Genomic DNA, 24,985 nt, shown 5'->3' with positions numbered 1-24,985 from the left:
TTAAACCAATACTTTATTTGGTTTCCAAATTCCTGCTTTTTCTGGATGTTTCATGTAAACAGCAACTAATTTATCATCATAAAAGGCTGCAAATTTATCTCTTGTCAGTTTTGACAAGTCTGTCAGTAAAAATTCACTTTTATTAGACTTACTGACAGGGCTGTCAGTAGTTTCATCTGTAACCCAATCATCCTCAGCAAATTTTTTTCCAACTCGTGCCATTTCAAACTGATCAGCAGTCAAATTTACTCTTGGCAAATCACTGACAGCATATTCTGCTGGGTACATTAAGCTAGAAAGCTCTCCTGCCTCCATTGCTGCTTCAATCTCTGAGAGTTTGACGGCATCTTTAATCATCAGTCCATTACTTGCTGTTCTTTGCAATTTTGACATATGTCCTACATAACCAAGTTGCTCTGCTAAATCTACTGCTAATGTTCGGATATAGGTTCCTTTACTACACTCAACTTTGAAAGAAAAACTTACCAAACCTGCCGTTTCATCAGTCATCACGGGACTTGTTCTGACAAATGATTTGATTGTAATTTCTCTTGCCGGACGGTCAACTGTCTGACCAGCTCTGGCATATTCATACAATTTTTTTCCGTTAATTTTTACGGCTGAATACATTGGAGGAATTTGCTTTATTTTTCCAATAAAATTTTTCATTACTGAGTCAATTTCAGACTCTGTCAGCTCCCGTTCTACTGGCGTTTTACTAACAATTTCCCCGTCAGCATCTTCGGTTTCCGTTGAAAAACCAATAGTAACTTCACCTTCGTAAATTTTACCTGCCGCTTCCATGTATTCTAATAACCGCGTCGATTTTCCAACGGCCACTGGTAAAACGCCTGTCACAGAAGGGTCTAAAGTTCCACCATGTCCAATTTTTTTTGTTTTTAAAATACCACGAAGTTTGGCAACAACATCAAAAGATGTCCAGCCCGCTTCTTTATAGACATTTAAAATGCCATTTAAATTTTCATTCATCCTGAAAATTATAGCATTTTTTGACTAAAAAATCACTTACAGTCTTTATGATTGGTCCTTTCCATAAAAAAATTACTGACAGAATGTCAATAATTTCTCTGACTAAAAAAGACTGACCAAAGTCAATCTTTTATTATACTTAATTTCCCGTTGGAACTTTTGTGGCGTTTATTGATTTGATTTGTGAACTACCACTATTGAGCGAAGCATCCGAACCATATTTAGCTACAAGTTGCGCACCTGTCAGTGTTTCTTTAGTTTGCCATTGAACCATTGGCCATGGATCCTGTGCCATTCTTAAACCTGTCTGCGTTGGATCAGGAACTTGTAAATAATAGGTTCCATCAGCATTTTGTTGAATACGTGCTGTATTTTGTATAACATTGACAGGGTCAGAATACGTGGATACGCCATTTGAACCTACATTAACAAGATAAGTTAAGTAAGATTCTCCAGTATAAATATCAAATTTGCCTTGAGCATTATTAACCCATTGGGCATAAACTGCATCTTGCTGCTTTCCAGTTAGAGTTGACCAGCTTTTTGGAGAGTCATTACTTGAAGATGCCGAAGTCTTTGAACTACTTGAAGCGGAAGTTGATTCTTGAGTTGAATCACTCGTTGTACTAGAGCTTTGTGATTTACTACTTGTGCTCTTACTTACTTTTGTCGAGCTTGTTTGTGCAAAAGAGGCTGACTTATCAGGAGTTTTATGAGGATAAAAAACTTGATAAGCAATGATTCCGAGAGCAACTACTAAAATGACTGCCAAACTGGCAATTGCAATTACTTTTTTGCTGTTTTTTGAACTCGCTTTTGAATGTTTTGCCATAAAAAGCCTCCTTAATAAAGCTTGAAAAATACTTTTTCATAATTAAATTATACTTAATTTTCTTATCTATTTCAAAGAATTTACCTTTAATCAATCTTAATAATACAAAAAGTTACTGACAAATAGTCCGTCAGTAACTTTTATTCTCAATAACTACTTATTAATAAATATTAATTGCTTGTTTTAGCATAGGCCGCAGATTGAGTTCCAGCTTGTCGTCCAAAGATAACAATATCAGCAACAGCGTTACCACCAATACGGTTACCACCATGGAGACCACCTGTAACTTCTCCGGCAGCATATAATCCTTGAATTGGATTACCATCTTTTTTCAAGACTTGAGTATTTGTATTAATTTTTACCCCAGCCATTGTATGGTGAATTCCTGGTGCCACTTTAATGGCATAATACTTACCTGATATTTCAGTAGTCATTCCTGTTGTACGACCAAAGTCTTCATCTTTTTTAGCTGATACAGCTTTGTTCCAATCATCAATTGTTGAAGTCAGCGTTTTTTCATTAATATCGAGCTTGTCAGCAAGTTCCTTGATACTGTCAGCTTCAACGACCATATCTTTAGACATATACTGTTCAACCGCTTTTACTTTATCTTTAGTTCCTTCTCCAAAAATAACATAAGAATATTTTCCTGGTTGTTTAAGTTCAGCAGCAGAAACTTTATCACGAGTATCCATTTCATTAAAGAAACGTTTTCCTTTTTGATTTACAAGAATCGCCCCTTCACCACGAATTGATTCTGAAACAAGATAACCTGTTTTTTGGAATACAGTTGGATGAATTTGAATTTTATCCATGTCAACTAATTGCCCACCAAGTTCAGAAATCATAGTAATTCCGTCACCAGTTGAACCAGCGGCATTTGTTGTCACATAATCTTTAAGGTCAGGACGATATTTTGCAATCATTTTCTTATTTGCACCGAATCCACCTGTTGTAACAACGACTGCTTTAGAAGAAATATCTTTAGTTTCACCCTCAATCTTAACTTTAACTCCAGATACTTTACCATCTTTTTCAGTAATTTTGGTAACATCACTATTTACAAATAAGGGAATATTTCGTTTGGTAATATTTTCTTCAAGACCTTTTACCAAATAACCACCAACTGCTGAACCATCATGTGGTCGGTGAGTTCTTGAAACTGACATCCCTCCTGTCGTAGTTAAATTATCTAAAACAATCCCATTTGTATTTAACCAATCAACAGCACCAGCCGAGTGGTCAACAAAATAACGAAGGAGTGCCTTGTCATTCGTACCGCCACCACCTTTGAGCGTTTCTTCATAAAATTTATCATTTGAATCGGCGACACCTTGTGCTTTTTCGACTGATGTTTCTGACGCGTTCAAACCAGCTGAGGCTTTTGAAGTATTTCCACCAGCGATTGGCATTTTTTCTAAAATGACTGGATTCATTCCAGCATCTTTTGCTTCAATTGCTGCAGTCATTCCAGCTCCACCAGAACCAACAATAATCACATCGTATTTATCACTTAAAGTAGAAGGGTCAGCATAGATGTTTGATTTACTTGCACCAGCCGAGGTTTCAACTTTCTGAGACGAACTTGATTGTCCTTTTGTATTCTTTGTATTACTTCCACAAGAAGTCAAAGAGAGGCCCACAAGCGTTAGCAAGCCTAGTTTAGTCCAAATTTTCATAAATTACTCCTTTTGTGTTAAAATTCACATAGTTATTATAACAAATTTTTAGCAACTTTCCAAATATCTATAAAATTTTTAGCTGTCATTAAAAATATTTTTAGAATAAATCACAAAAAGTACTGACAGAATCGTCAGTACTTTCCATTTTTACTTATAAAGATTTATGAGTTCGATTGTAACTTAGAATAAGGCTGAGCATGTAGCATCCAACGCACTCCGTATTTGTCAGTAAAATCACCCATTTTTCCACCCCAGAATTGATTTTCAAAAGGTAAATTAACAGTGACTGTCCCTGATTCAACAGCCTTGTCCCAAAAAGCATCTGCTTGTGAGACCGCTTGTTCGTCTTCCGAATCTAAATCAATTAAAATTGAAATAGAATCATAAACAAGAGGATCAACTTTCATAAAATTGTCCGCAGCCATAATGGTTGAACCTAGAATGTCAAATTGAGAGTGCATTGTTAAATCGGAAGCCTTCTCGATTGGAACTCCAAATTGTTCAGCTTGTTCTTCAGCCAGAGGCATTCGTGAAATATTTGTCGCTCCAAGAACATCTTTATAATAATCTAATGCTTCCTTCGTATTATTAAAAGTAAGATAAGGGTGAATATTAGCCATAGTAAGCTCCTTTTCTGATAAAATTTTATAGTAATTACAACTTTAATACTATAACCAGTTTACCACAAGAAAGCGCTTCAATCCATTAATTCTGCTTGTCTATAACAATAATCTGCGTGGTCATTAATCACTCCTACAGCTTGCAAGAAAGCATAGATAACCGTTGAACCTGTAAATTTAAAACCACGTTTCTTCATATCTTTACTCATTTTGTCAGAAAGTTCATTTGTTGCTGGAATTTCTGACTCATCATTAACTCGATGCTGTAAAACTTTTCCGTCAGTAAACGACCAGATGTACTTATTAAAGGAGCCAAATTCTTTTTGAATTTCTAAAACTTTTTGAGCATTAACAATCGCCGCTTTAACCTTTAATTTATTTCTGATAATTCCCGCATTTTGTAAAAGTTCTTGTTCTTTATTCTCGTCATATACTGCTACTTTTTCAATTTCAAAATTATCAAAAGCTTCATAAAAATTTTCTTGTTTATTTAATATTGTTGCCCAAGAAAGCCCTGCTTGATTTAAATCAAGGACCAATTTTGCAAAAAGTTCCTGATCATTATGTAAAGGGACTCCCCAATAAGTATCATGATAATGAATCATTTTATCAGTTGACAAACACCAATTACATCTTCTTAATTCAGTCATTTCCTACCTCAATCCAATCACTTTACATAATAGTTATTATGCAAAATCAATAAAATTTCTTTTCCCAATGCTCTCCATCAATCTCATAAACAAATTCTGAGTAAGTTGAGTGAAGCATCATGTCTGCCATTTCAAGAAAACTACTTGCAAGATTCAAATTTGCTAATTGATTAATATCTTGCCAGAAAACTTTACCTTCATCCGTTTCATTAATTAATTGACCAGAGAATTCTGTTGTTGAATAAAGAAAAACCATATATCTTCTGTTCTTCTCAGGTTCAAACCAATCCTTAACTCCACAAAGTTTTAAATTTGTGATATCAAGTCCAGTTTCTTCCTTAATCTCTCTTATTGTTGACGGAACAAGAGCCTCACCTTTTTCCAGATGTCCTCCGGGAAAAGCAATTCCAGTCCATGATTTTTTACGCTCTTGAACAAGAACTTTATGATTTTTTTCGTCAATAATGGCACACATATTTGTCAATTCGACTTGTTCTAACTCATGATAAGTCATTATTTTTTCACTACTTTTTCTATTTTTTCTCAATTGGAGCCATTGCTGCTAATAAACGTTTCATTCCGACTTCTGGGAAATTAATCTTGAGTTCCATATTTTTACCAGAACCAGAAATTCCTAATACCATACCTTCGCCCCATTTACGGTGAATCGCTGTATCGCCAATTTGCCAATCTTCTGTTTCAGAATTATTAATCGTCGCTTGAGCTGCAGTTGGATTAATGACTGCTTTTCTTTGATGGAGCGCATCTGACATCGAAATCCCACTGGCAAAACCACCAGATTTATAAGAAGCATTAAAGCTTGAATTTGCTTTACGAGCAATCCCAGCATATTCTAGTAATTCATCATCAATTTCCGAAATAAAACGGCTGGGACGATTATAATTCGTTTTACCATAAAGCACACGTTGATTGGCATTCATTAAGTAGAGCGTTTCTTCTGCCCGTGTAATTCCAACATAAGCCAAACGTCGTTCTTCTTCTAACTCATCAATATCTTCATTTACCCGTGATAAAGGAAAAATGTTTTCTTCCATTCCAATTAAGAAAACAATTGGAAATTCCAAACCTTTTGCCGCATGCAGGGTCATCATTGTTACTTGGTCAGATTCTTCCTCATAAGCATCTGTTTCAGAAAGCAAACTAACTTCGTTAAGGAAACGGCTCAACTTATCTAAACCAGTTTCAATAATTGGCTCTCCTGTTTCTTCATCTAGAGGAATTTCTGATTTTTCATCAAATCCTTTAGTTACTGACAAGAATTCTTCAATATTTTCAATTCGTGCTTGATTTTCGATACTTGGCATCATTTGCAAAGCTTTGACATAGCCAGTACGCTCTAACATTTCTTCAACTAATTCTGTGATTGTTGAACTTTCACTATGTGTTCTCAACAAATCAAAGGCCATTGCCAAATTATAAATCTCACCAGCCGCTTTTCCACGAATATCGGATAACATAATATCAAAACTTGAATCTGCTAAAGAAAGTCCACGACTGTCAGCAAAACGACGTAATTTTTCTAATGCCCCCGGACCGACTCCTCGTTTAGGTTCATTAACAATTCGTTCAAAACTCATATTATCTGCTGGATTTGCTACTACGTTTAAATAAGCAATAACATCACGAATTTCCTTACGTGAGTAGAATTTCGTTCCCGCAACCATTGTATAAGGAATATTAGATTTAACAAAAGAATCTTCAATTGTCCGAGACTGAGCATTAGTCCGATAAAGCACAGCATAGTCAGCATAAGAACGTCCTGAACGAACACCTGATGTGATAATTTCAGAAACCTTATTTGCTTCTTCTTGTTCATTTCCAGCACGAAAATAAACAATCTTATCTCCAGCATCATTTTGCGTCCAGAGCTCTTTTGGTCGACGTTTTAAATTATTTTTTATAACATTGTTTGCCGCATCAAGAATTGTTTTTGTTGAGCGGTAATTTTCTTCGAGCAAAACAACTTTAGCTTTTGGATAATCTTTTTCAAAGTCTAAGATATTTTGCATATCTGCTCCGCGCCAACCATAGATTGATTGGTCAGCATCCCCAACGACACAGATATTTTGAAAACGACTGGCTAAAAGTTTAACCAACTGATATTGTGCATGGTTGGTATCTTGATACTCATCAACATGAATATATTGAAATTTCCCTTGATAGTAAGAAAGGACATCCGGGTTTTCATCAAAAAGGCGCAACGTCTGCATAATTAAATCGTCAAAATCCATTGATTCTGCTTTTCGTAATTCTTTTTGGTAAATCTTATAAACACGCGCAACAACCATTTCGTATGGATGTCTAGCGCTTGTTTGAGCTTCATAAGCTGATTCATCTAATAAATCATTTTTAGCATTTGAAATCGCATTTAAAAGCCCTTTGGGTTCCCATTTTTTAGGATCTAAATTAGCTTCTTTCAAAATTCGTTTCATCAACGATTTTTGGTCCCCTGGATCTATAATTGTAAAATTACGATTATAACCAATATGGTCAGCATCACGTCTCAAAATTCTTACACACATTGAGTGAAAGGTCGCAATTAATGTATCTTGTGCTCTTGGAGTAAGTGATAAAGCACGCTCCCGCATTTCTTTTGCTGCTTTATTTGTAAAGGTAATCGCTAAAATATTCCAAGGATTAACCATTTTTTCATCAATTAAGTAAGCAATTCGATGAGTTAAGACACGAGTCTTACCCGAACCAGCTCCTGCCATAATCAATAAAGGCCCTTCTGTAGTTTGGACCGCTTCTGCTTGTTTTTCGTTCATTCCTTGTAATAGTGGATTCATTTTATTCTCCTAGCTGCAAATCATTATTAATTATATCATAAGTAAATCACTTAATGCGAGTTTCCTTTTTTCTTCACCATGCTTATAAAGTATCAAAATAGCCCCCACTCATAAAACATTAATGATATAATAAAAGGAAAAGGAAAAGATTAAATGATTTTTTTATCAACTGTACTAATTTTATGCTGTCTTTGGTATTTTTTTAAGTTTTTAGCCCATTTTTCTCCTAAAATTCATGATGAAGTTCGTAAATTATCCGTCTACACCCAATTTCTTTCAAAATGGCTTCAGTCAGCGCCTGCAACATTTACCTATACTGCCATTTTTTGCGCTTTTACACTAGTTCAAAGAACTGCACCACAACACCTGATTAATATTTTAACGAATCATTCTTCAACAAGTATAGCTCGGGTATCTGATAAGCCAATTTCTACTTTTTTTGATAGTGCTTTTTGGGTTGCGGATAATGGAGCAGGTTCCTCATTTATGTAGCCATTTTTTGGACGATTATTGCTTGGGCAGAACGAAAATATGGTTCACCAAGAATGATTGTCATTACATTATCCGGTCATATTTTAGCCAGTCTTACTACTATTTTTCTTGAACTTTGGGCAATTAATAGCGGACGTGCGCCCAGTTCTTTAGCAATGGCAACTGATGTTGGTGTTTCATATATTATGGTTGCTGGATGTGCTGCTGCTATTCTCTTGATGAAAAAATGGCTACACTATATTGGTTTAGTAGCCATTGGTCTTTTCATTTTGCTTCCTTTATTTATTGATCACAGCATTTGGGACACAGGACATTTATTTGCAACTATCTTTGGCTTTATCTCTGCTAGATTACTCCTTAAATTATCACCAGTGCGTACGGTCAGTTCTCCTTACGAACTTCTTTTGAAGTGCCGTTCAGAACTCTCCAACAAATAAATACTAACCATATACCACCAAGCACCCCATTAATCTGCTGACCAAGAGGGCCTACTAACTGAGGAATTGCACCCGCAATGAAAGAAAGTAAAGTTGTAATTACAAAAGCAATGACCAAAAGGAAAACAAATTTATTTCGATAAACTAAAAGTGAAAAAATCACTCCTGTAAGAATAAATAATAAGGCTAAAACGCTTAATCCGTCGTGTAAAAAGAGTTCAGGTGCTTTAAATGGATTGGGAATTCCCTCACTGTGAGCAATATCAGCATATGGAAACATTGTAGCTAATCCTGTTGCTGCACCAAATCCCGCAATCGAAAGAAAAATTATGAGAAGACGTTTGTCTTCTCTTTCATTTTGTTTAAAAAGTCCCCACGCAAGTATCAAAGAAAAACAAGCGAAAAGAATATCTGTTAAGGTGAATAATTGATGATAAGGTTGATTAAGTGCAGAAAGTCCACTCAATAGACTTGAGTTAACTACTGTTGGATTTAACCAAAATGCAAGAATCCAAGCATTGTACAATAAGGCAGCACAAATAGCAATAATGATTAAGTAATTACTTTTTTTCATTTTCTGAATCTACTCCTAAATCAGCTGCTTCAGTTGGTAAATAGAACTCTGCCATTGCAAAAGCAGGCAAACCATAACTGAGTGCTCTTTTTAACTCTGGCAAAGCATCTTCATTAGCTTTAGGGTCTGGAAAAACTTCTGATAAATCCATTAGAATTTCATCTTCAAGTAGATTACTAAGAAGGTTCTTTAAGGATTCAATTGAGTGATAAGCCCATAAAACTGTTACTTTTGAATTCTGAATAGAAAAGACCTTATCATATCCCGCAGCCAATGCCAAATAATCCTGCTTATCTACTTCAACAAATCTGTTTGATAGCAAATCTCTTCTAATTCTTGATAAATATTCTGTTCGTTCAATAAATTTTGTATGGCCTATTTTTTCGATATCTGTCAGTTCTCTTAGTGTTTTAGAAAGCATTTTCCATGAGTTAACCCGTAGACTCAATTCACCTGTTTGCGTGCGCATCAGATTTCCTTTAACCAATACTCTATCACCAACGGTCACATCTTTTTTCCATATTACAAAATTTTCTAAACGATTTTCTAATTCAGCATATTCATTAAGAGTGTCACGTTTTATAACCAATTGAATTTTTGCTTGATTATCTGCCAAATCTGCAAACTGCATTGCGCCTCGGCCACGCAAACTAATTAACTTCCCATGAATGCTATATTCTTTTTCATCAAATTCATCAACTGATTCAAATTTATTTCTAAGAGTTTCTACTGATTCGGTTTCGCTATCGGGAAGACTAAATGGTGGAATACCATTTTCTCTAAGATCATTTAATTTTTTTAGATAACTGTCATCATGACCAGCTTCATTCAATAATTCCAATCGCTTATTTTCTTCAAGTCGATGAACCTTTTTGATGAAATCTGATTTTTTCCACCAGCGATTTTCTGTTCTAGGGTCATAATCTCGTGAAAAGAAACTTTTGATTTTAGAAAAGATATTCGTCGGAACAAATCCTTCAGCTTGGCCAATTGCAAAAAGAACGGAAGTAAGAGAACCGCCATTATCATAACAAATATAACGAGTTCGCCATTCTGGCAAGTAAATATCATTTGAACGATAAAGTGATTCCAATTGGTACCAACGTGAAAAGAATTTCATTACAGTTCGTGCCGCTTTATCTAAGGCATTCGCTTGCAATGTTTCTCCGTTAATGAAGAATTGCCGTGCTGCCGCAAAGTTTAAACTAATTTCGCTTATCTCTTTTTCTTTAGCTGCTTCTATCAAACTGCTAATCATGAAAGTGACAGCTCCATTCATTGCCTCAGGAGAACGTCTCATCGTATCAAGCGACAGTTTATCTGACCCCACCGGAACAAAGGATAAAATTCCTTGAACTTTTCCAGCAGCATCGGATGCTGTTACAATCATTATTTGTTGGTCTGTTGGATCACCAAATCGACTTGAGGCCATTGAATAACCACGTTCATCACCATTTCGCCATTGTTCTGTTAATTTGGTTAAATCACTAAGTTCTGTAGCAGGAATTTCAGCCTGGCGACGAATCTTGACTTGATAGTTTTCTCTTTTTGCACGACGCATAACTTGTGCAACATCATGCATGGCTGGATTTTCAATAGAAAAGTCACGAACGATAACGACCGCTTCATCCCCGAATACAGTTGCGTTCAGACCTAATTGAGCGTACATTTTTGCTCCTGCTTCAGAGGAGCCAATAACGCCTGGTGTCCAGCCCTGTGCTCGTGCAAGGTTGAGAAATGCTTCTCCCGCACTTTTCCATGATTTTTCATCTCCGATTGGGTCGCCGCTGGCTAACAAAACATCTCCAAAAAGATGATAAGTGATGGCAGCTTTTTTATTTTTAGAAAAGATAGCTTTTTTATCTCTGCGAGTCGCAAAGTAAGCAAGCGAGTCATTATCACCATAATCTAGAATTAGCTGACGGATTGCTAATTCTTGTTTTGCATTTGCCGAAAGTTCTTTTTGAGTAGAGCGCGTAAAAATGAGAAATGCGCTGATAAAACCAAGAAGCATTATGACTGAAATTGTAGTACTGACCCAAATATTATTTCCAGAGCTGTACGGGAAAATTTCCTGACCAAAAGGAAGAAGGTAACGGAAATCACTGACAGATTCTCTAAAAACGTAAGCAATTCTTTGAGCTAAGGATACAGAACCATGGAAAGTTAAAAATGAAACAATTACTCCGCCAATAATAGAGCAGACAAATCCTACAGCCGCAATAATTATACCTTTCCACCAAGTGCCATTCACAATTTTTGTTGGAAAGGCATTTCGAGATAAAATCATTAATACAGCTGTCGCAAGAGAAACAACTACTCCGAGAATAACAAATAAAAGTGAGAAGATAGAAAATTGTGACATGTCTAGTGCTTCTTTGGTCACAAATCCAAAGAAATAGGCCAATAAGAAAATAAGACCAAATGCAACAAAAGCTAATTGGAAATAGATAATTTCTATCCAAAGGGCTAATCTTCTCCGGTGTCGAATTGAGCTTGCTAAAATAAATAGAACAATTGCATTAAAAATACTAAAATCGGTAGGAAGGGCAAAAAGATAGAGGAAACCAGATAATAGTTTTTGAACAGGAGGCATCAACCAGCCAAGAATCCCAACTATTAAAGCGTAAATTGAGGCAAATTGTAATAAATGCCCAAGAAGTTTTGCAGACTTATCCTGCCATGGTTTTACTCGTTTTAATCTTTGTTTTACCTTATCTTGCTTAACTTTAGCTGATTTTTTATTTTTCATAACTTCCTTCTATCAAATAACTTTTATCCAAAAATAATTAATATATGTCGTTATCATATCATTTTTTCAATAATTTTTCATCCATTTTTATATTTGGAGGATAATCAAAAACCTTGATTATTTACAAGGTTTTTTCATCTATCGTATTCTCTATTGAATCGCATCCATAAAGAAATTCATTAATTTTCATCAAGAGCAGGGGGATATTACGATTTACAAAATCTCCATGCATTTTCCCACCATAGGGCTGATAATCAAATTGTTCATCTGTCAACTTCATACGATAAGTTTTAAGTGCTAACTTCCAAGTTTTTAATTGAATAATAAATGGATAAGTAATCGGAACTTGAGGGCTTGTTATTACTTGTATTTTTTCAGCTGATAAATTTGTTTTTTCCAATAATTGATTGAGCTTATCTACGAATGAAACAGGAATACAATCAAACATTAATTGAACATCAGCAGATTGCAACCAGGGACTACGATCTACGACAGGGTCCATTGATACAAGTGCATAATTTCCAAGTAATCCATGATAAAGTGCACCCATACCCCCACGGGAAGAACCAGCACATAGTATATTCTCTCTAAGTATTCCTTCTTCTTTGGCTGTTTTTGCGATTAATTCCTGAATATTTTGTTCATAATCTCTAAAATTGGGAGTGTTGAGATAATAAGAACCATTAATTAAATTACTATCGGCAATTCTTAATACCGCTGTATTTTTAGCAATAGAGCCTGTAATTCCTTCAAAAGGATTAGGAAAGAAGTTTTCCCGAGCATTCCCGTGATTGTAGCTCAATAGTCCTGGGAACCAAACCAAAAGTTTTTTAGTAAAAAAATCAGGCTGGTTTTGCGAAAGCTCTAAATCATAAAAAACTCCTTTATATTGCTTTAATCCAATTTCTAAATCTTTTCTCTTAACAGCATAAGCCCGACCGGCATAATAACCGTCAATGGTTTTATCTTCTAAAAGAAGCTGACGTAGTTTTTCATTTGCCACTGACCCTGTTTGCATACATGCTGCAATTAAATCATTTTCAATCGGGCAAAGGCTATCAAAATAATCATAACCAATTAAATCAGTAGCAATCAAAGCAACTTGAAAGTGTTCCATTCCTGGACGAAGCAAATGACTTTTTTGCATTTTTTCTATCTGACCTTCAAAAATACAAGTGACATGCCCTTGACTATCTAAAATTAATAGCCGCTCATTTTCAATTTTCCATGTTTGTTCAAAGTCACTATGCATTCCTTTTATCTTACCGTCAGGTTCAAATGACCAGATTCCCCATTTTGTATAGCTTGGCAATTGACAAAAATAAAATATTTTTCCCAGTAAAAAATTATATAATTCTTCATTCATTTTGTTTTTCCCTTTTTGTTTAATTTATGATGACTGTTGCATTTACTTTTACGATTTGTCCTGTAATGTCTGTGAAATTAAATTGAATATTGTAGTTGCCAGGATAATCGGTAGCCCAATGAGTTTGTCCATCAACAATTGTAGTTGGAACAAGGTAATGGATAGAAGACAGAGGGACTTGAGTTCCATTACTATACTTAGCATTCACTATGGCATTATACATCACTTTTTCATAATTTCCACTGCCAGAAGCTGCACTAACGGTTGTGGTAAGTAAAATTGGACTAACAGTAGTTACCAATACTGTTGAAGTAATTATATCCCCCGTGTTTGGGTCTTTAAAATTGAAATTAACATTATGAACTCCAGTATAATCTGTTGCCCAATAACTCAATCCATCGACAGTTATAGTGGGGACACAAAAGTGTATTTCTGATTGCGGAACTAAACTACCATCACTATAAACTGCATTCACAATGGAATTATACATAATATTTTGGTAGTTTCCACTACCAGAAATCGTTGTAATCGGCTGAGTAGTTAAGGTTGGATTAATCATCGATTTATTCATTAACGTTAATTTCCGAACATTACCAGTATGATAATATAAAGGTTGATTTGTTAATGTATTTATTCCAATCTTATCCTGAGTAGGAAGTTTATCCATACCTATAAGCCCTCTCCAACGTATATCATTATCGGCCCATGTATCATCAGCAATGTACCATTGTCCATTTACTTGAACCTCATTCCACTCGTGTCCCCCATTTCCAAAGGAAAGGTAAAAACCATCAGTAGGTACATTTCCATTATTAATTTCTGTCACTGCTGGAATTCCAGCATAGATATAACCAAGTTCTGAAAGCATCGAATACTGCATGCAATCACCTTTGCCAGATAAAAAAGCACTAAACGCTTGACCATAATATTGGTCATGGTCATTGCTAACAATTTCATTTAAACGTGCACCAGATATAATATTATTTGCTTCCGTGCCATCTTGTTCTGCACCTGCAAGATCATAAGTCATTAAATCATCAACGTAATCTTCTATTGCTTCTATTTTGTCAAAATCAGTATTTTTTCCTTCCAATACGTTACTGAAACCTTCCATAAGAGAGGTTGCTGATTTCAATTCATTTTCGCTGTAGTTATAGTTTTTATATCCGCCAGTTAAAATATAATTTTTTTCTTCTCTGGCTTCAAAGCCTTTTGTCATATATGATATGTCATGTGCATAAAAAGCCATTAGTATATTTCCATTATAGTTATCATAAACAGCGTTATTATCAGAGTCCTCATCTACAATCGCGTTCTTATTTAATGTATTTTCTATTTCACTTATAGGTAGTGACGACGACGGTAAAGAAACAGAAGTAACCTTAACTTCCTGACTGATTGAAGCTTTGGTATAAGGGTCAACAAAAGAATAAGTTACCGAGTATATACCCGGTTTATCTGTAACCCAATTACCATAAGCATCAGTTGATATACTATACTTTATCGGCCCGTTGTAATAATCTACTCCCTCTACTCGGTTCCCCTTAGAGTCTATGGCAGTTACAACTGCTTCTTTAGCGTGTTTATAAAAGTCACCACTAACAGCATATACAGTTAGGTTCTTAGTAACTAGTGTTGGGACGCTATCAGCACTAACTCTGTTTTCTTGAGAAAACATAGCTATAAGCATAAACGAACATATAAATAATAACCCTGTAAATGAATAAGTAATCTTTAATTTACAAATAAATTTCATAAGTTTCCTTTTGTTTACTTTATTTACTAAGATAATTATACTATCATCTTCCTTCTTTTGCAATCGCTATCTTAAATAAAAAAACTTCGTATAATAACGAAGTTCTTAAATCAGAAATTTTTAATTTGATTATATTTGGTTTCAAATGCATTTTTCATGGTATCAGTTGCTTTATCATAAGATGTCTTATCTACAAAAGTTCCATGTACAATGATTCTATGAGTCGCTTCAGCATCAGCACAGGTTACTAAAGTGATTTCTTTTTTACCTGGACTATCATTGATTACTTCAACATGTTCTGGCGTCACTACATCAATCTTATCAATTTTATACTGATAAATATTATCTTTATCAGTCACATAAATCGTCATTCCTGCTTTTGCTTTCTCTAACGGAGTGAATAAGATAGATAAGTCAGAAGTAAATCCAGTCATATAATGACCAGCCAAACTATAGTTACCTTCACCCATGACTTCGTCAGCTTTCATTGTTCCCGCTCCATATAAAAGTGAAGTATTTCCAACCCCTTTAAAGATGGGAAGATTGATATTTAATTCGGGAATTGCAATACCACCAATTACAGGTAGAGGTTGACTATTAAACTGGTTAGTAAGGACTGATTGAAAATCTACTGATTTTACCGCAGCAAAATCAAAACTTACATCAGCTTTTTTATTTTTTTCTATCTTTTCTTGTGAAACATTATGAAGTTGATATTTATTACTATTTGTTGCAATCAACATGTTACGAATTGGCTTATTAAAAATTAAGACTAATCCTACTATAAATAGAAGAACAATAAATGTATTTAACAGCCAGTTATATTTTCCTCTTTTAGTTTTTTTACGCTCTGCCATTTTTGCCCACCTTGTCTTTTTGTGTACTCTTTTTATTCATTGTACCATGCTTTAAGTTCTGAGTCAAAAGTTTTAATTGTTTTACAAAAAAATCTTGCGTATAGCAATATTTAAACAATTATTTTAAGTTTGTAATATTACCAACTTCAAATGTTTTTTTATCTGAAAGCTGGAATTTGTCTTTCAGTCCAGGTGTAATATAAACCTTATTATCTTTATCAACAAATACAGCCTCAACATTTTTCAACTTTTCAACGTATTCGTAACCTTTTTTGGTTCCCATAGCGTATATCATTGTTGACAAACCATCACCATTGGTCTTATCTTTTCCTGAAATTAACAAGGTGATACTGGCAATATCATTCTCAAAAGGATAGCCTGTCTTAGGATTTAAAATATGACTGTATTTATGCCCATCAACTTCTAAATATCTCTCGTAAATTCCTGAAGTATTGACGTGCTCATTAGAAGCTTTAATAATCCCCATTTGAGTCCCAGTTGGATCATTTGGATTCTTAATTCCGATTGTCCACGGACTGTCAGCACCCCTCGGTGAATGACCAATCACATAAATCGAACTAGAACCCAAGTTGACAATCCCTGTGGTAACACCATCTTTTTTGAGTGAATCAACCATTTTCATGGCAACAAACCCTTTGACAATGGAACCCAAGTCCAAACGAGCGCCTTTTTGTGTCAGATAAATTGTTTCATTTTTATCATCAAATTTTATGTCATGATAATTAATTAAAGGCAAAACTTGATCAATTTCTGATTGAGCAGGCTTTCTAGCGTTATCCATTCCAATATTCCAAAGACTTGTCAGTGAACCAATTGTAATATCATAACCTAAATCTTTAGCTGAATAGTTATAACCAGCTTTAACTAATTCATATACATTTGAATTCACCTTGATAGGTTTAATTCCTGCATTTTGATTAATCTCATCAATTTGTGAACCTGATTGATTAACGGTTGTTAAATTATTGTATTCAACAGGAAGTTTTAGAGCCTTTTCAACTACAGCTTCTTTTCCTTTGTCATAAACAGTGACTTTAATGTAAGTTCCCATTGTCGTCACGTCTTTATTAATTGGTGACGTTAATAAATTACGATTATCTTTTTGACTAGATTTTCCATTAGCGCAAGCACTTAAGCTAATTAAACTAAGTGCTGCTAGAACCCAAATTATTATTTTTTTCATTCTCTAATTTTTACTGACAGAGCTGTCAGCACCATCTTATTCAGTCAGAAAGTCTGTCAGTAACTGGCAGACTTTCTTTTCAATTATTCTTCGTTATTGTCAGTAGAAATTGTTTCATCAGTAAGTTCTGGCGCATCAACTTCTTCATCTTCAATGACCGGATCTACAAGTGCAAAGGTTACAATTTGTGCTTCATCATCAAGTCGCATTACTTTAACCCCTTGGGCAGCTCGACCAGTTTGAGAAATGTTAGCCACATTTGTACGGATAATAACCCCTGTATCTGTAATAACCATCAAATCTTCGTCACCATTGACAGCAGTTAAACCAGCTAATTTACCAGTTCTTTCTGTGACATTCATGACTTTCATCCCTTTACCACCACGGCCTTTTGTTGGATATTCCGAAGCCTGAGTTCGTTTACCAAGACCATTTTCTGAGATAACAAGGACTTCTTGACTGTCATCAATTCGTGAAGTTCCGACAACATAGTCGCCTTCTCTGAGGTTAACCCCTTTAACACCGGCTGCTGCACGTCCCATATCACGAACAACTGCACCTTTAAAGCGAACTGAGTATCCCAAATGAGTTCCGATAATCACCTCATCTTCACCCGAAGTTCTAAGCACATTAATCAGTTCATCACCATCTCGGAGTTTCAAAGCCTTCAAACCATTTGTCCGAATATTGCTAAATTGACTGGTTGAAGTTCGTTTAACAATTCCGTTGCGTGTTGTGAAAAAGAGATATTTCGCCGCTTGGTCACGGTCAACATTGATGATTGTTGCAATTTTTTCACCGTCATCAAGCTTGAGGAGATTGACAATTGGCAATCCTTTTGCTGTCCGACCGTATTCAGGAATTTCATATCCTTTCATTCGGTAAACACGTCCAAGATTTGTAAAGAAGAGTAAATGATCATGTGTTGATGTAGATACCAAATGTTGAACAAAGTCATCATCAGACATTCCCATTCCTTGAACACCACGTCCACCACGATTTTGGGCACGGAATTCGTCATTAGCTAGACGTTTGATATATCCTTTATTTGATAAAGTAATCAATACATCTTCTTCCTCAATCAAATCTTCATCTTCAAGAGTAAGAACTTCACCAACTAACAATTCTGTTCGACGTTTGTCAGCAAATTTACGTTTAACTTCTTCTAATTCTTCACGAATAATTTTCTTAACACGTTCAGGTTTTGCCAAAATATCGGCTAAGTCAGCAATCAAAGCGACTAAATCTTGATATTCTGCCTCAATTTTATCACGTTCCAATCCGGTCAAACGACGCAAACGCATGTCAAGAATAGCTTGCGATTGTTTTTCAGAGAGGAGGAATTCATCCATCATTGTTTTTTGTGCAATGGCATCCGTTTGTGATTCACGGATAATTGTAATGATACGGTCAATATTGTCAAGAGCGATACGTAAACCTTCCAAGATATGTGCGCGTGCTTCTGCACGTGCTTTATCAAAGGCTGTACGACGTTCAACAACTTCTATTTGATGTTCAATATAATCAACTAAGATTTCTTTCAAAGAAAGAATTTTAGGAATTCCTTTTTCGATAGCCAACATATTGAAACCAAATGAAGTTTGCAAACTTGTTAGTTTGAACAGATTGTTTAAGATAACATGTGCTGATAAGTCACGACGAACTTCGATAACCACGCGAATTCCTTCACGGTTGGATTCATCACGAACCGCAGTCAATCCTTCAATTCGTTTTTCATGGTTCAAACGAACGATATGTTCAACCAAACGCGCTTTATTGACCATATATGGTAGTTCAGTCACAACAATACGTTCTTTCCCACCAGCCATTTCTTCAATGTGGGTTTTTGCACGTAATGTAATTGAACCTTTACCAGTTTCATAAGCACGGCGAATACCAGATTTACCCATAACCAAAGCCCCTGTTGGGAAGTCAGGTCCAGGAATCACAGACATTAAATCAGTAACTGATGCTTCTGGATTTTCCATGAGCATATCTACTGCATCAATTGTTTCACCCAGATTATGTGGTGGAATGTTTGTTGCCATCCCAACGGCAATCCCTGTGGTTCCATTAACTAAAAGGTTTGGAAAACGAGCAGGTAAAACGAGCGGTTCACGTTCAGTACCATCGAAATTGTCCATGAAATCAACGGTATTTTTGTTGATATCACGCAACATTTCCATGGCAATTTTACTTAAACGAGCTTCGGTATAACGCATCGCTGCGGCACCGTCTCCGTCCATTGAACCAAAGTTACCGTGTCCGTCAGCAAGCATATGACGATAAGACCACCATTGAGCCATACGTACCATTGCTTCATAGATTGAACTATCCCCGTGTGGGTGATATTTACCCATAACTTCACCGACAATACGTGCCGATTTTTTATGTGGTTTATCTGGAGTATTTCCAAGTTCATTCATTCCGTAGAGAATACGACGGTGAACGGGTTTTAAACCATCACGTACATCAGGAAGTGCCCTTGCAACGATAACTGACATTGCATAGTCACGAAATGACGTCTTCATCTCCTCAACTAAATTGACATTGATAACATTTTTGTCTTGCATGTTTGCCTTGTAAAATCTCATTAAAATAAAATTTTACTTTCCTTTCTTGCTTTCGGAAGAGTTTGCCCCAATTGACAAACAGATTATCTAAATTATACCAAATTTTGCACGAAAAGTCAGCTTTTCTCATAGATATAGACTAGTTTTTACAATTAATCCTTAGATATTTTTAAGAATACTTATCCTTTTGTTTTATTCTAAAATATACATCAAAAAAACCCTGAAAAAATCAGGGATAATCTGGCTTTATTCCACATAGAGCGAATTTAAATCAAGACCATTTGTTTTGCGTTGTTCACGACGGGCAATGAAAGGTAAAAGCATACCAAGTAAAATTAAGATAATTGGTGTCAAAATATTCGATGCAAGTTGGAACCACCATGCAGATGGATTAGCAGCATAGTCCAATTTTGGAACCATCCCTAACACGCAGGCGATGAGTGTAAAGAGGAAACACCAAGCACCAGCAATCATGGCTAGACGTTTTTGTTTGATAAATTTATATTCAGATTGGAAATGTTTCACTGCCCGATTTAACATAATGAAGGCAAAGAAGACCCAAAGATAACGCATTGGCATCACAACTGAATTTAAATTAGTCAACCATTTGACCAATTCATTCATATCTCCGATTCCAAGTAATGGTAAAAGAATAATGATACTTACAAGAATCCCTGTTAATGTATAACCATTTTTAAGCGTTCCTTTGTTCGTTTTTTTACGCAACCATGCTGGAACGAATTCTGGGTCAGCATCAGCAAGTAAAATGCGTAATGGCGCATCAATAGAGAAAGCTAAGGCAGCAATTTGTCCTACACCGTTAGTTAAAGCATAAACAATCATTAAAAAGTTTCCGACACCAAAGTGTTGACCTAAAATTTGGAATGCTGCATATGCACCGTTAGCCATCAAGTCATTTGGTAAATTACCGCTTGAGAAAATCATTCCCATGGCAATCGAACCTAAGACGGCACAGATACCAACCATTCCAGCAAGTAAAAACATGCCTCTTGGAAATTCTTTTGCTGGGTTTTTCGTTTGATTAACATAAGGAGAAATTTTTTCAGCACCACCGACAGCGAAAACTAGCATTGAGATAGTTGTGAAATAACTGAAGTCAAATTTAGGGATATAAGTTTTAGTATTTCCCATGTCAGGCGTTGCAATATGAAAATCTTTCGCGATAAAAGGTGCTCCAATCGCCATGACAATGAAAAGTAAACTCATAACAAACATTGCTGTTCCCGCAAGTCCACCAATCACTTTCAGAGTATTTAACCCTTTTGTTGACAACCATAAGAAAGCTAAGAAAATTGCTAAGGAAGCCAGAGCAACAGCGGTCATTGACATCTGATTAACCAGATTTCCGTTTCCTTGACCCACCCAACCAAAAGCAATCAAAATCGCTTGTGGTTTTTGAGCCAAATAAGGAATGTGAACTACCCAATAAGTCCATGCGGCATAATAAGCCAAGCGTTTCGTACTGGTATTTTCAACCCATGAACTGACCCCACCTTTACTATCTTTAAAAGTTGAACCCAGTTGACCAACAATAAGTGCATAGGGAATAAAGTACAAAGCCAAAATTAACAGCCATGAGGTAACAACAGTAATTCCTTGTTGGGCAAAGTTATTGACAACATTCCCCATCCCCCAAACCATGTTAAAGGCAATGAATGCGACGGTAAACCATCTAATTTTTTTTGTGTCCATAAAACTCCTTAAATTTTTTTGAATAAATCGCGGACATTGACAATTTATTGTTTAGCGCTTTCTTTTAAGCGTCATTAAAATTATAAAATATTACAGACTCTCCTGTCAATTTTTTACTGTAATCAAAAAAGATACTTAAATTTTTAAGTATCTTTTAAATATTAAGAAAAGTTTAAAGACTTTCAAGAGCTTCTTTAATCGCCGTTTTTCCATTGTGCATTGAAATGACTTTTCCAATTGAATGATCGGTCATCACTAATTCTTTGATAGTATCTGCCACATCTCCTATTGTGTTACTTGCAGAAACCTCATCATTAATATCAATCAATCCTGTCGCCTCTTCCTCTGTTAATGCTCCAGGTTGAATGATTGTATAATCTAAATTTGTTTCTTTAGTAAGATATAAATCAGCAAAATGTTTAGCAATATAATAATCTTTTAATGCATCAAAGCCGGCACCAATCCATTTTTCTGGTTGAAGAGAAAAAATCGTACTTAGTAAGATAAATCGTTTAACTTCTGCTTTCTCAGCTGCCTGCATGAGTTTGACAGCCCCATATAAGTCAACTTTCAATAAACTTTTTCCACCTGAGCCTGAAACATTAATAATAGCATCCATTCCATGTAATTGCTTGGCCATTTCCTCTGGTGTCCAATCAACATCAAAATGAACCGCTTTTACATTATTATATTGAGGAACTTGCTCAACTTTTCTTGCTCCAGCATAGATTTGATGGTCCGTTGTTGAGAGAGATTTAAGCAAACTTTTACCTACACGTCCGGTACTTCCAACGATAAATATTTTCATTTTCTACCTCTTTTCTACTTCTTTTATTGTAACAAAAAACCACCTTGATGGTGATTTTAAGATGTTTTATTCTTCATCCATTGAGAGCACAGATAAGAAGGCTTCTTGAGGGACTTCTACTGAACCAATGGCTTTCATCCGCTTTTTACCGGCTTTTTGTTTTTCAAGGAGTTTTCGTTTGCGGGAAATATCACCACCATAACATTTGGCCAATACGTTTTTACGAAGAGCTTTAATATCTGAACGGGCAACGATTTTATTTCCGATAGTCGCTTGAATTGGCACTTCAAATTGTTGACGTGGAATGAGTTTTTTAAGTTTTTCAACAATGACTTTCCCGCGTTCAAAGGCAAAGTCTTTGTGGACAATAAAACTTAAGGCATCGACTTTTTCAGCATTTAAGAGAATGTCCATTTTCACAAGATTTGATGGACGATAATCAGAAATCTCATAATCAAAGCTGGCATAACCTTTAGTTGATGATTTAAGTTTATCAAAGAAATCAAAGACAATTTCACTCAATGGAATATTATATATGATATTGACCCGATTTGCGTCTAAATAATCCATTGTTAGGAAAATTCCACGTTTCCGTTGAGCTAATTCCATAACCGGACCAACGAAATCATTTGGTACCATGATTTGAGCTTTAACAAATGGTTCTTCGATGTTTTCAATGCGCGTAGGATCTGGGAATTCTGATGGGTTGGCTACTTCAAGGGTTTCACCGTCCGTTGTATTGATATGATAAACAACGGATGGCGCGGTCATGATCAAATCAATACCAAATTCACGTTCTAAACGCTCTTGAATGACATCCATATGCAAAAGACCGAGGAAACCACAGCGGAAACCAAAGCCTAAGGCTTGCGATGTTTCTGGCTCAAAACGAAGACTAGCATCGTTTAATTGAAGTTTTTCTAGGGCTTCGCGCAAGTCATTGAATTTATTTGATTCAATTGGATAAATCCCCGCAAATACCATTGGATTCATTTCTTTATAACCCTTTAGGGCCTCAGTTGCTGGATTTGATGCGAGGGTCACGGTATCTCCGACACGTGTATCCGCAACGGTTTTAATAGATGCTGCTACATAACCAACATCTCCAGCCATCAAGAAATCACGAGAAACAGCTTTTGGCGTGAAAATACCAACTTCTGTGACATCAAATTCTTTACCGTTACTCATCAATTGAATACGGTCCCCAACTTTAAGCGAGCCGTCAATGACCCGAATTTGAAGAATAACGCCTCGATATGCATCATAAACTGAGTCAAAAATCAAAGCCTTGAGCGGAGCGTCAACTTGACCTTGAGGGGCAGGAACTTTCTCAACAATTTGTTCAAGAATTTCTTCAATACCAATCCCAGCTTTGGCTGAAGCAAGAACGGCTTCAGAGGCATCTAAACCAATCACATCTTCAATTTCTTGACGGACCATTTCTGGGTCAGCAGCTGGTAGATCAATTTTATTGATCACTGGTAAAATTTCAAGGTCATTATCCAAAGCAAGATAAACATTTGCAAGGGTTTGGGCTTCGATTCCTTGTGCGGCATCAACAACTAATATTGCTCCCTCACAGGCAGCAAGGCTTCGTGAAACTTCATAAGTAAAATCGACGTGACCTGGTGTGTCAATGAGGTGAAAAATATAAGTTTCACCATCTTTGGCTTTATAATTTAACTCGATAGCATTTAATTTAATGGTAATTCCGCGTTCACGTTCAAGGTCCATTGAGTCAAGAAGTTGAGCTTGCATTTCTCGTTTTGAAACAGTTTCAGTTTGCTCGAGAATACGGTCAGCAAGTGTTGATTTTCCGTGGTCAATATGGGCGATAATCGAAAAATTACGAATTTTTTCCTTACGCGCGTTCATTTCTTGTAGATTCATTTTGATTCCTTTATAAGAGTTCTTGTGGACCTAAACTGGTTTGAAATTTACTTTTCATCCACTGAACTTTCTTTTTGCTTTTTTATAACTAAAAATCAGTTAGAATAATTATAGCATATTTTGCAATAAAAAACCGCTCTTATTATGTAGGGAGCGGTTCTGTGAGAGCTATAATTACTTTTATTTTATAGCAAAATATTCTATAAATTACATTTTAATCAAATTACTGACTTCTCAATTGAATAGTAACAAAATTTGAAAAGTCTGTCTTCTATATCAGACAAAATTATTGAAATAAGTGCTGGTCAAAGTTTTCATCATTGTCAGGAAATTCTTGGTCAATTTTGGTTATTTTACCAATTTCAATCTCAAGATTTTCTGTAATGAAATTTTGGACATGTGCGGTAAAAGTTTTATCATCACTGACAAAATGTAAGTGAAAACCAAGACCAAAAAGGTCAGTCAAATGTTTTGGCGCCCAAACTCCAACCATAGTTCCAGAAATATTTTCTTTTGTAAAATAAGGTTGGTCAGCCATAATTTCGTCATAAGGACGAGTGTTATTGGCTGGTTTGCTACTGACTGTCACTTCTTTGAATTGACCAGTCATAACAATAGTATAAGCGGTATTTGCTGTTGGAAATCGCTTGGTCAGTGCTGACAGAAAATCTTCTGAATTACTGACAGAGCTGTCAGTAAATTTTGCGATTGGCTGATGTTCGACCATTGCCACATAAGGCATTGTCTCATCTTCTTCAACTAATCGGACATGATTTTCTGAGTCCCCGTGATAAGCGATTCCATTGATAATGGTCACTTCTCCATTTGCAGTATCAAGTGTGCCGATACCGACTGAGCCGTGCTCTAGTGCTTCTTTGAGGGTAATCGTTCCCTTGTATAAACCACTAGAAAGTGTCGTAAAAGTATTGTGTTGGAATATTCTGCTATTCATAATGATATTATTTTATCACTTTTTTTT

At 35.7% G+C, this 24,985-nt stretch carries 20 protein-coding genes; 2 read left to right on the top strand and 18 right to left on the bottom strand.

What is annotated here, in order from left to right; translation table 11 throughout:
- The 7 genes from truB to pcrA form a co-directional block, all read right to left on the bottom strand.
- Entirely contained in the window at nt 1-990 is a 990-nt protein-coding gene (gene truB, locus MKX45_RS06695) for a tRNA pseudouridine(55) synthase TruB (protein WP_057720267.1), read from the bottom strand.
- A gap of 139 nt (nt 991-1,129) precedes the next feature.
- Nucleotides 1,130-1,822: a hypothetical protein gene (locus MKX45_RS06690; protein ID WP_033899461.1), complete on the bottom strand. Its 693-nt coding sequence runs from the start codon at nt 1,820-1,822 to the stop codon at nt 1,130-1,132.
- A 170-nt stretch (nt 1,823-1,992) separates the two neighbouring features.
- Nucleotides 1,993-3,501, bottom strand: coding sequence for a flavocytochrome c (locus MKX45_RS06685; RefSeq protein WP_015426329.1), 1,509 nt, complete (start codon nt 3,499-3,501; stop codon nt 1,993-1,995).
- 164 nt (nt 3,502-3,665) lie between these two features.
- A complete protein-coding gene (locus MKX45_RS06680; protein ID WP_015426328.1) occupies nt 3,666-4,124 on the bottom strand; it encodes a VOC family protein in 459 nt (152 codons plus the stop codon).
- Between the two features lie 77 nt (nt 4,125-4,201).
- Complete coding sequence (locus tag MKX45_RS06675) at nt 4,202-4,774, bottom strand: DNA-3-methyladenine glycosylase I (protein ID WP_015426327.1); 573 nt, start codon at nt 4,772-4,774, stop codon at nt 4,202-4,204.
- A 46-nt stretch (nt 4,775-4,820) separates the two neighbouring features.
- A complete protein-coding gene (locus tag MKX45_RS06670) occupies nt 4,821-5,288 on the bottom strand; it encodes an 8-oxo-dGTP diphosphatase (protein WP_003132061.1) in 468 nt (155 codons plus the stop codon).
- A gap of 19 nt (nt 5,289-5,307) precedes the next feature.
- Entirely contained in the window at nt 5,308-7,584 is a 2,277-nt protein-coding gene (pcrA, locus tag MKX45_RS06665) for a DNA helicase PcrA (RefSeq protein WP_015426326.1), read from the bottom strand.
- A 153-nt stretch (nt 7,585-7,737) separates the two neighbouring features.
- Between pcrA and MKX45_RS06660 the strand changes: the two genes are divergently transcribed.
- Nucleotides 7,738-8,076 carry a rhomboid-like protein gene (locus MKX45_RS06660; protein ID WP_260140382.1) on the top strand — a complete coding sequence of 113 codons (339 nt, stop codon included), beginning with the start codon at nt 7,738-7,740 and terminating at the stop codon, nt 8,074-8,076.
- Nucleotides 8,067-8,513 (top strand): rhomboid-like protein, encoded by a 447-nt coding sequence (locus MKX45_RS06655; protein WP_340817272.1) that lies wholly within the window; start codon nt 8,067-8,069, stop codon nt 8,511-8,513. The genes MKX45_RS06660 and MKX45_RS06655 overlap by 10 nt, the downstream gene beginning before the upstream one ends.
- Here MKX45_RS06655 and MKX45_RS06650 read toward each other — a convergent pair.
- From MKX45_RS06650 to MKX45_RS06600, 11 genes are all read right to left on the bottom strand, one after another.
- The gene (locus MKX45_RS06650; protein WP_057720269.1) at nt 8,458-9,087 is read right to left on the bottom strand and encodes a DUF998 domain-containing protein; all 630 of its coding nucleotides are present in this window, start codon (nt 9,085-9,087) and stop codon (nt 8,458-8,460) included. The two genes, MKX45_RS06655 and MKX45_RS06650, sit on opposite strands and share 56 nt — an antisense overlap.
- Nucleotides 9,074-11,839 carry a phosphatidylglycerol lysyltransferase domain-containing protein gene (locus tag MKX45_RS06645; RefSeq protein WP_260140387.1) on the bottom strand — a complete coding sequence of 922 codons (2,766 nt, stop codon included), beginning with the start codon at nt 11,837-11,839 and terminating at the stop codon, nt 9,074-9,076. The genes MKX45_RS06650 and MKX45_RS06645 overlap by 14 nt, the downstream gene beginning before the upstream one ends.
- A gap of 121 nt (nt 11,840-11,960) precedes the next feature.
- Nucleotides 11,961-13,205: an XcbB/CpsF family capsular polysaccharide biosynthesis protein gene (locus tag MKX45_RS06640; protein ID WP_057720271.1), complete on the bottom strand. Its 1,245-nt coding sequence runs from the start codon at nt 13,203-13,205 to the stop codon at nt 11,961-11,963.
- Nucleotides 13,206-13,224: 19 nt separating this feature from the next.
- The gene (locus MKX45_RS06635) at nt 13,225-14,961 is read right to left on the bottom strand and encodes a transglutaminase-like domain-containing protein (RefSeq protein WP_340816935.1); all 1,737 of its coding nucleotides are present in this window, start codon (nt 14,959-14,961) and stop codon (nt 13,225-13,227) included.
- Between the two features lie 110 nt (nt 14,962-15,071).
- Nucleotides 15,072-15,818, bottom strand: coding sequence for a class A sortase (locus MKX45_RS06630; RefSeq protein ID WP_340816934.1), 747 nt, complete (start codon nt 15,816-15,818; stop codon nt 15,072-15,074).
- 118 nt (nt 15,819-15,936) lie between these two features.
- Entirely contained in the window at nt 15,937-17,022 is a 1,086-nt protein-coding gene (locus MKX45_RS06625) for an FAD:protein FMN transferase (RefSeq protein WP_340816933.1), read from the bottom strand.
- An 83-nt stretch (nt 17,023-17,105) separates the two neighbouring features.
- Entirely contained in the window at nt 17,106-19,595 is a 2,490-nt protein-coding gene (gene gyrA / locus MKX45_RS06620; protein ID WP_010905763.1) for a DNA gyrase subunit A, read from the bottom strand.
- Nucleotides 19,596-19,841: 246 nt separating this feature from the next.
- Entirely contained in the window at nt 19,842-21,308 is a 1,467-nt protein-coding gene (locus MKX45_RS06615; protein WP_340816932.1) for an APC family permease, read from the bottom strand.
- Nucleotides 21,309-21,480: 172 nt separating this feature from the next.
- Entirely contained in the window at nt 21,481-22,116 is a 636-nt protein-coding gene (locus MKX45_RS06610; RefSeq protein ID WP_012897721.1) for an SDR family oxidoreductase, read from the bottom strand.
- Between the two features lie 66 nt (nt 22,117-22,182).
- Nucleotides 22,183-24,006 (bottom strand): translation elongation factor 4, encoded by a 1,824-nt coding sequence (gene lepA, locus MKX45_RS06605; RefSeq protein ID WP_012897720.1) that lies wholly within the window; start codon nt 24,004-24,006, stop codon nt 22,183-22,185.
- 286 nt (nt 24,007-24,292) lie between these two features.
- On the bottom strand, nt 24,293-24,958 hold the full coding sequence (locus MKX45_RS06600; protein WP_057720273.1) for an acetolactate decarboxylase: 666 nt from the start codon (nt 24,956-24,958) through the stop codon (nt 24,293-24,295).
- Nucleotides 24,959-24,985 lie beyond the last annotated feature (27 nt).

The sequence above is a fragment of the Lactococcus sp. FSL W8-0209 genome (genome assembly GCF_038006585.1).
Lineage (GTDB): Bacteria > Bacillota > Bacilli > Lactobacillales > Streptococcaceae > Lactococcus > Lactococcus lactis.
This window is presented reverse-complemented; position numbering and strand designations above follow the sequence as displayed.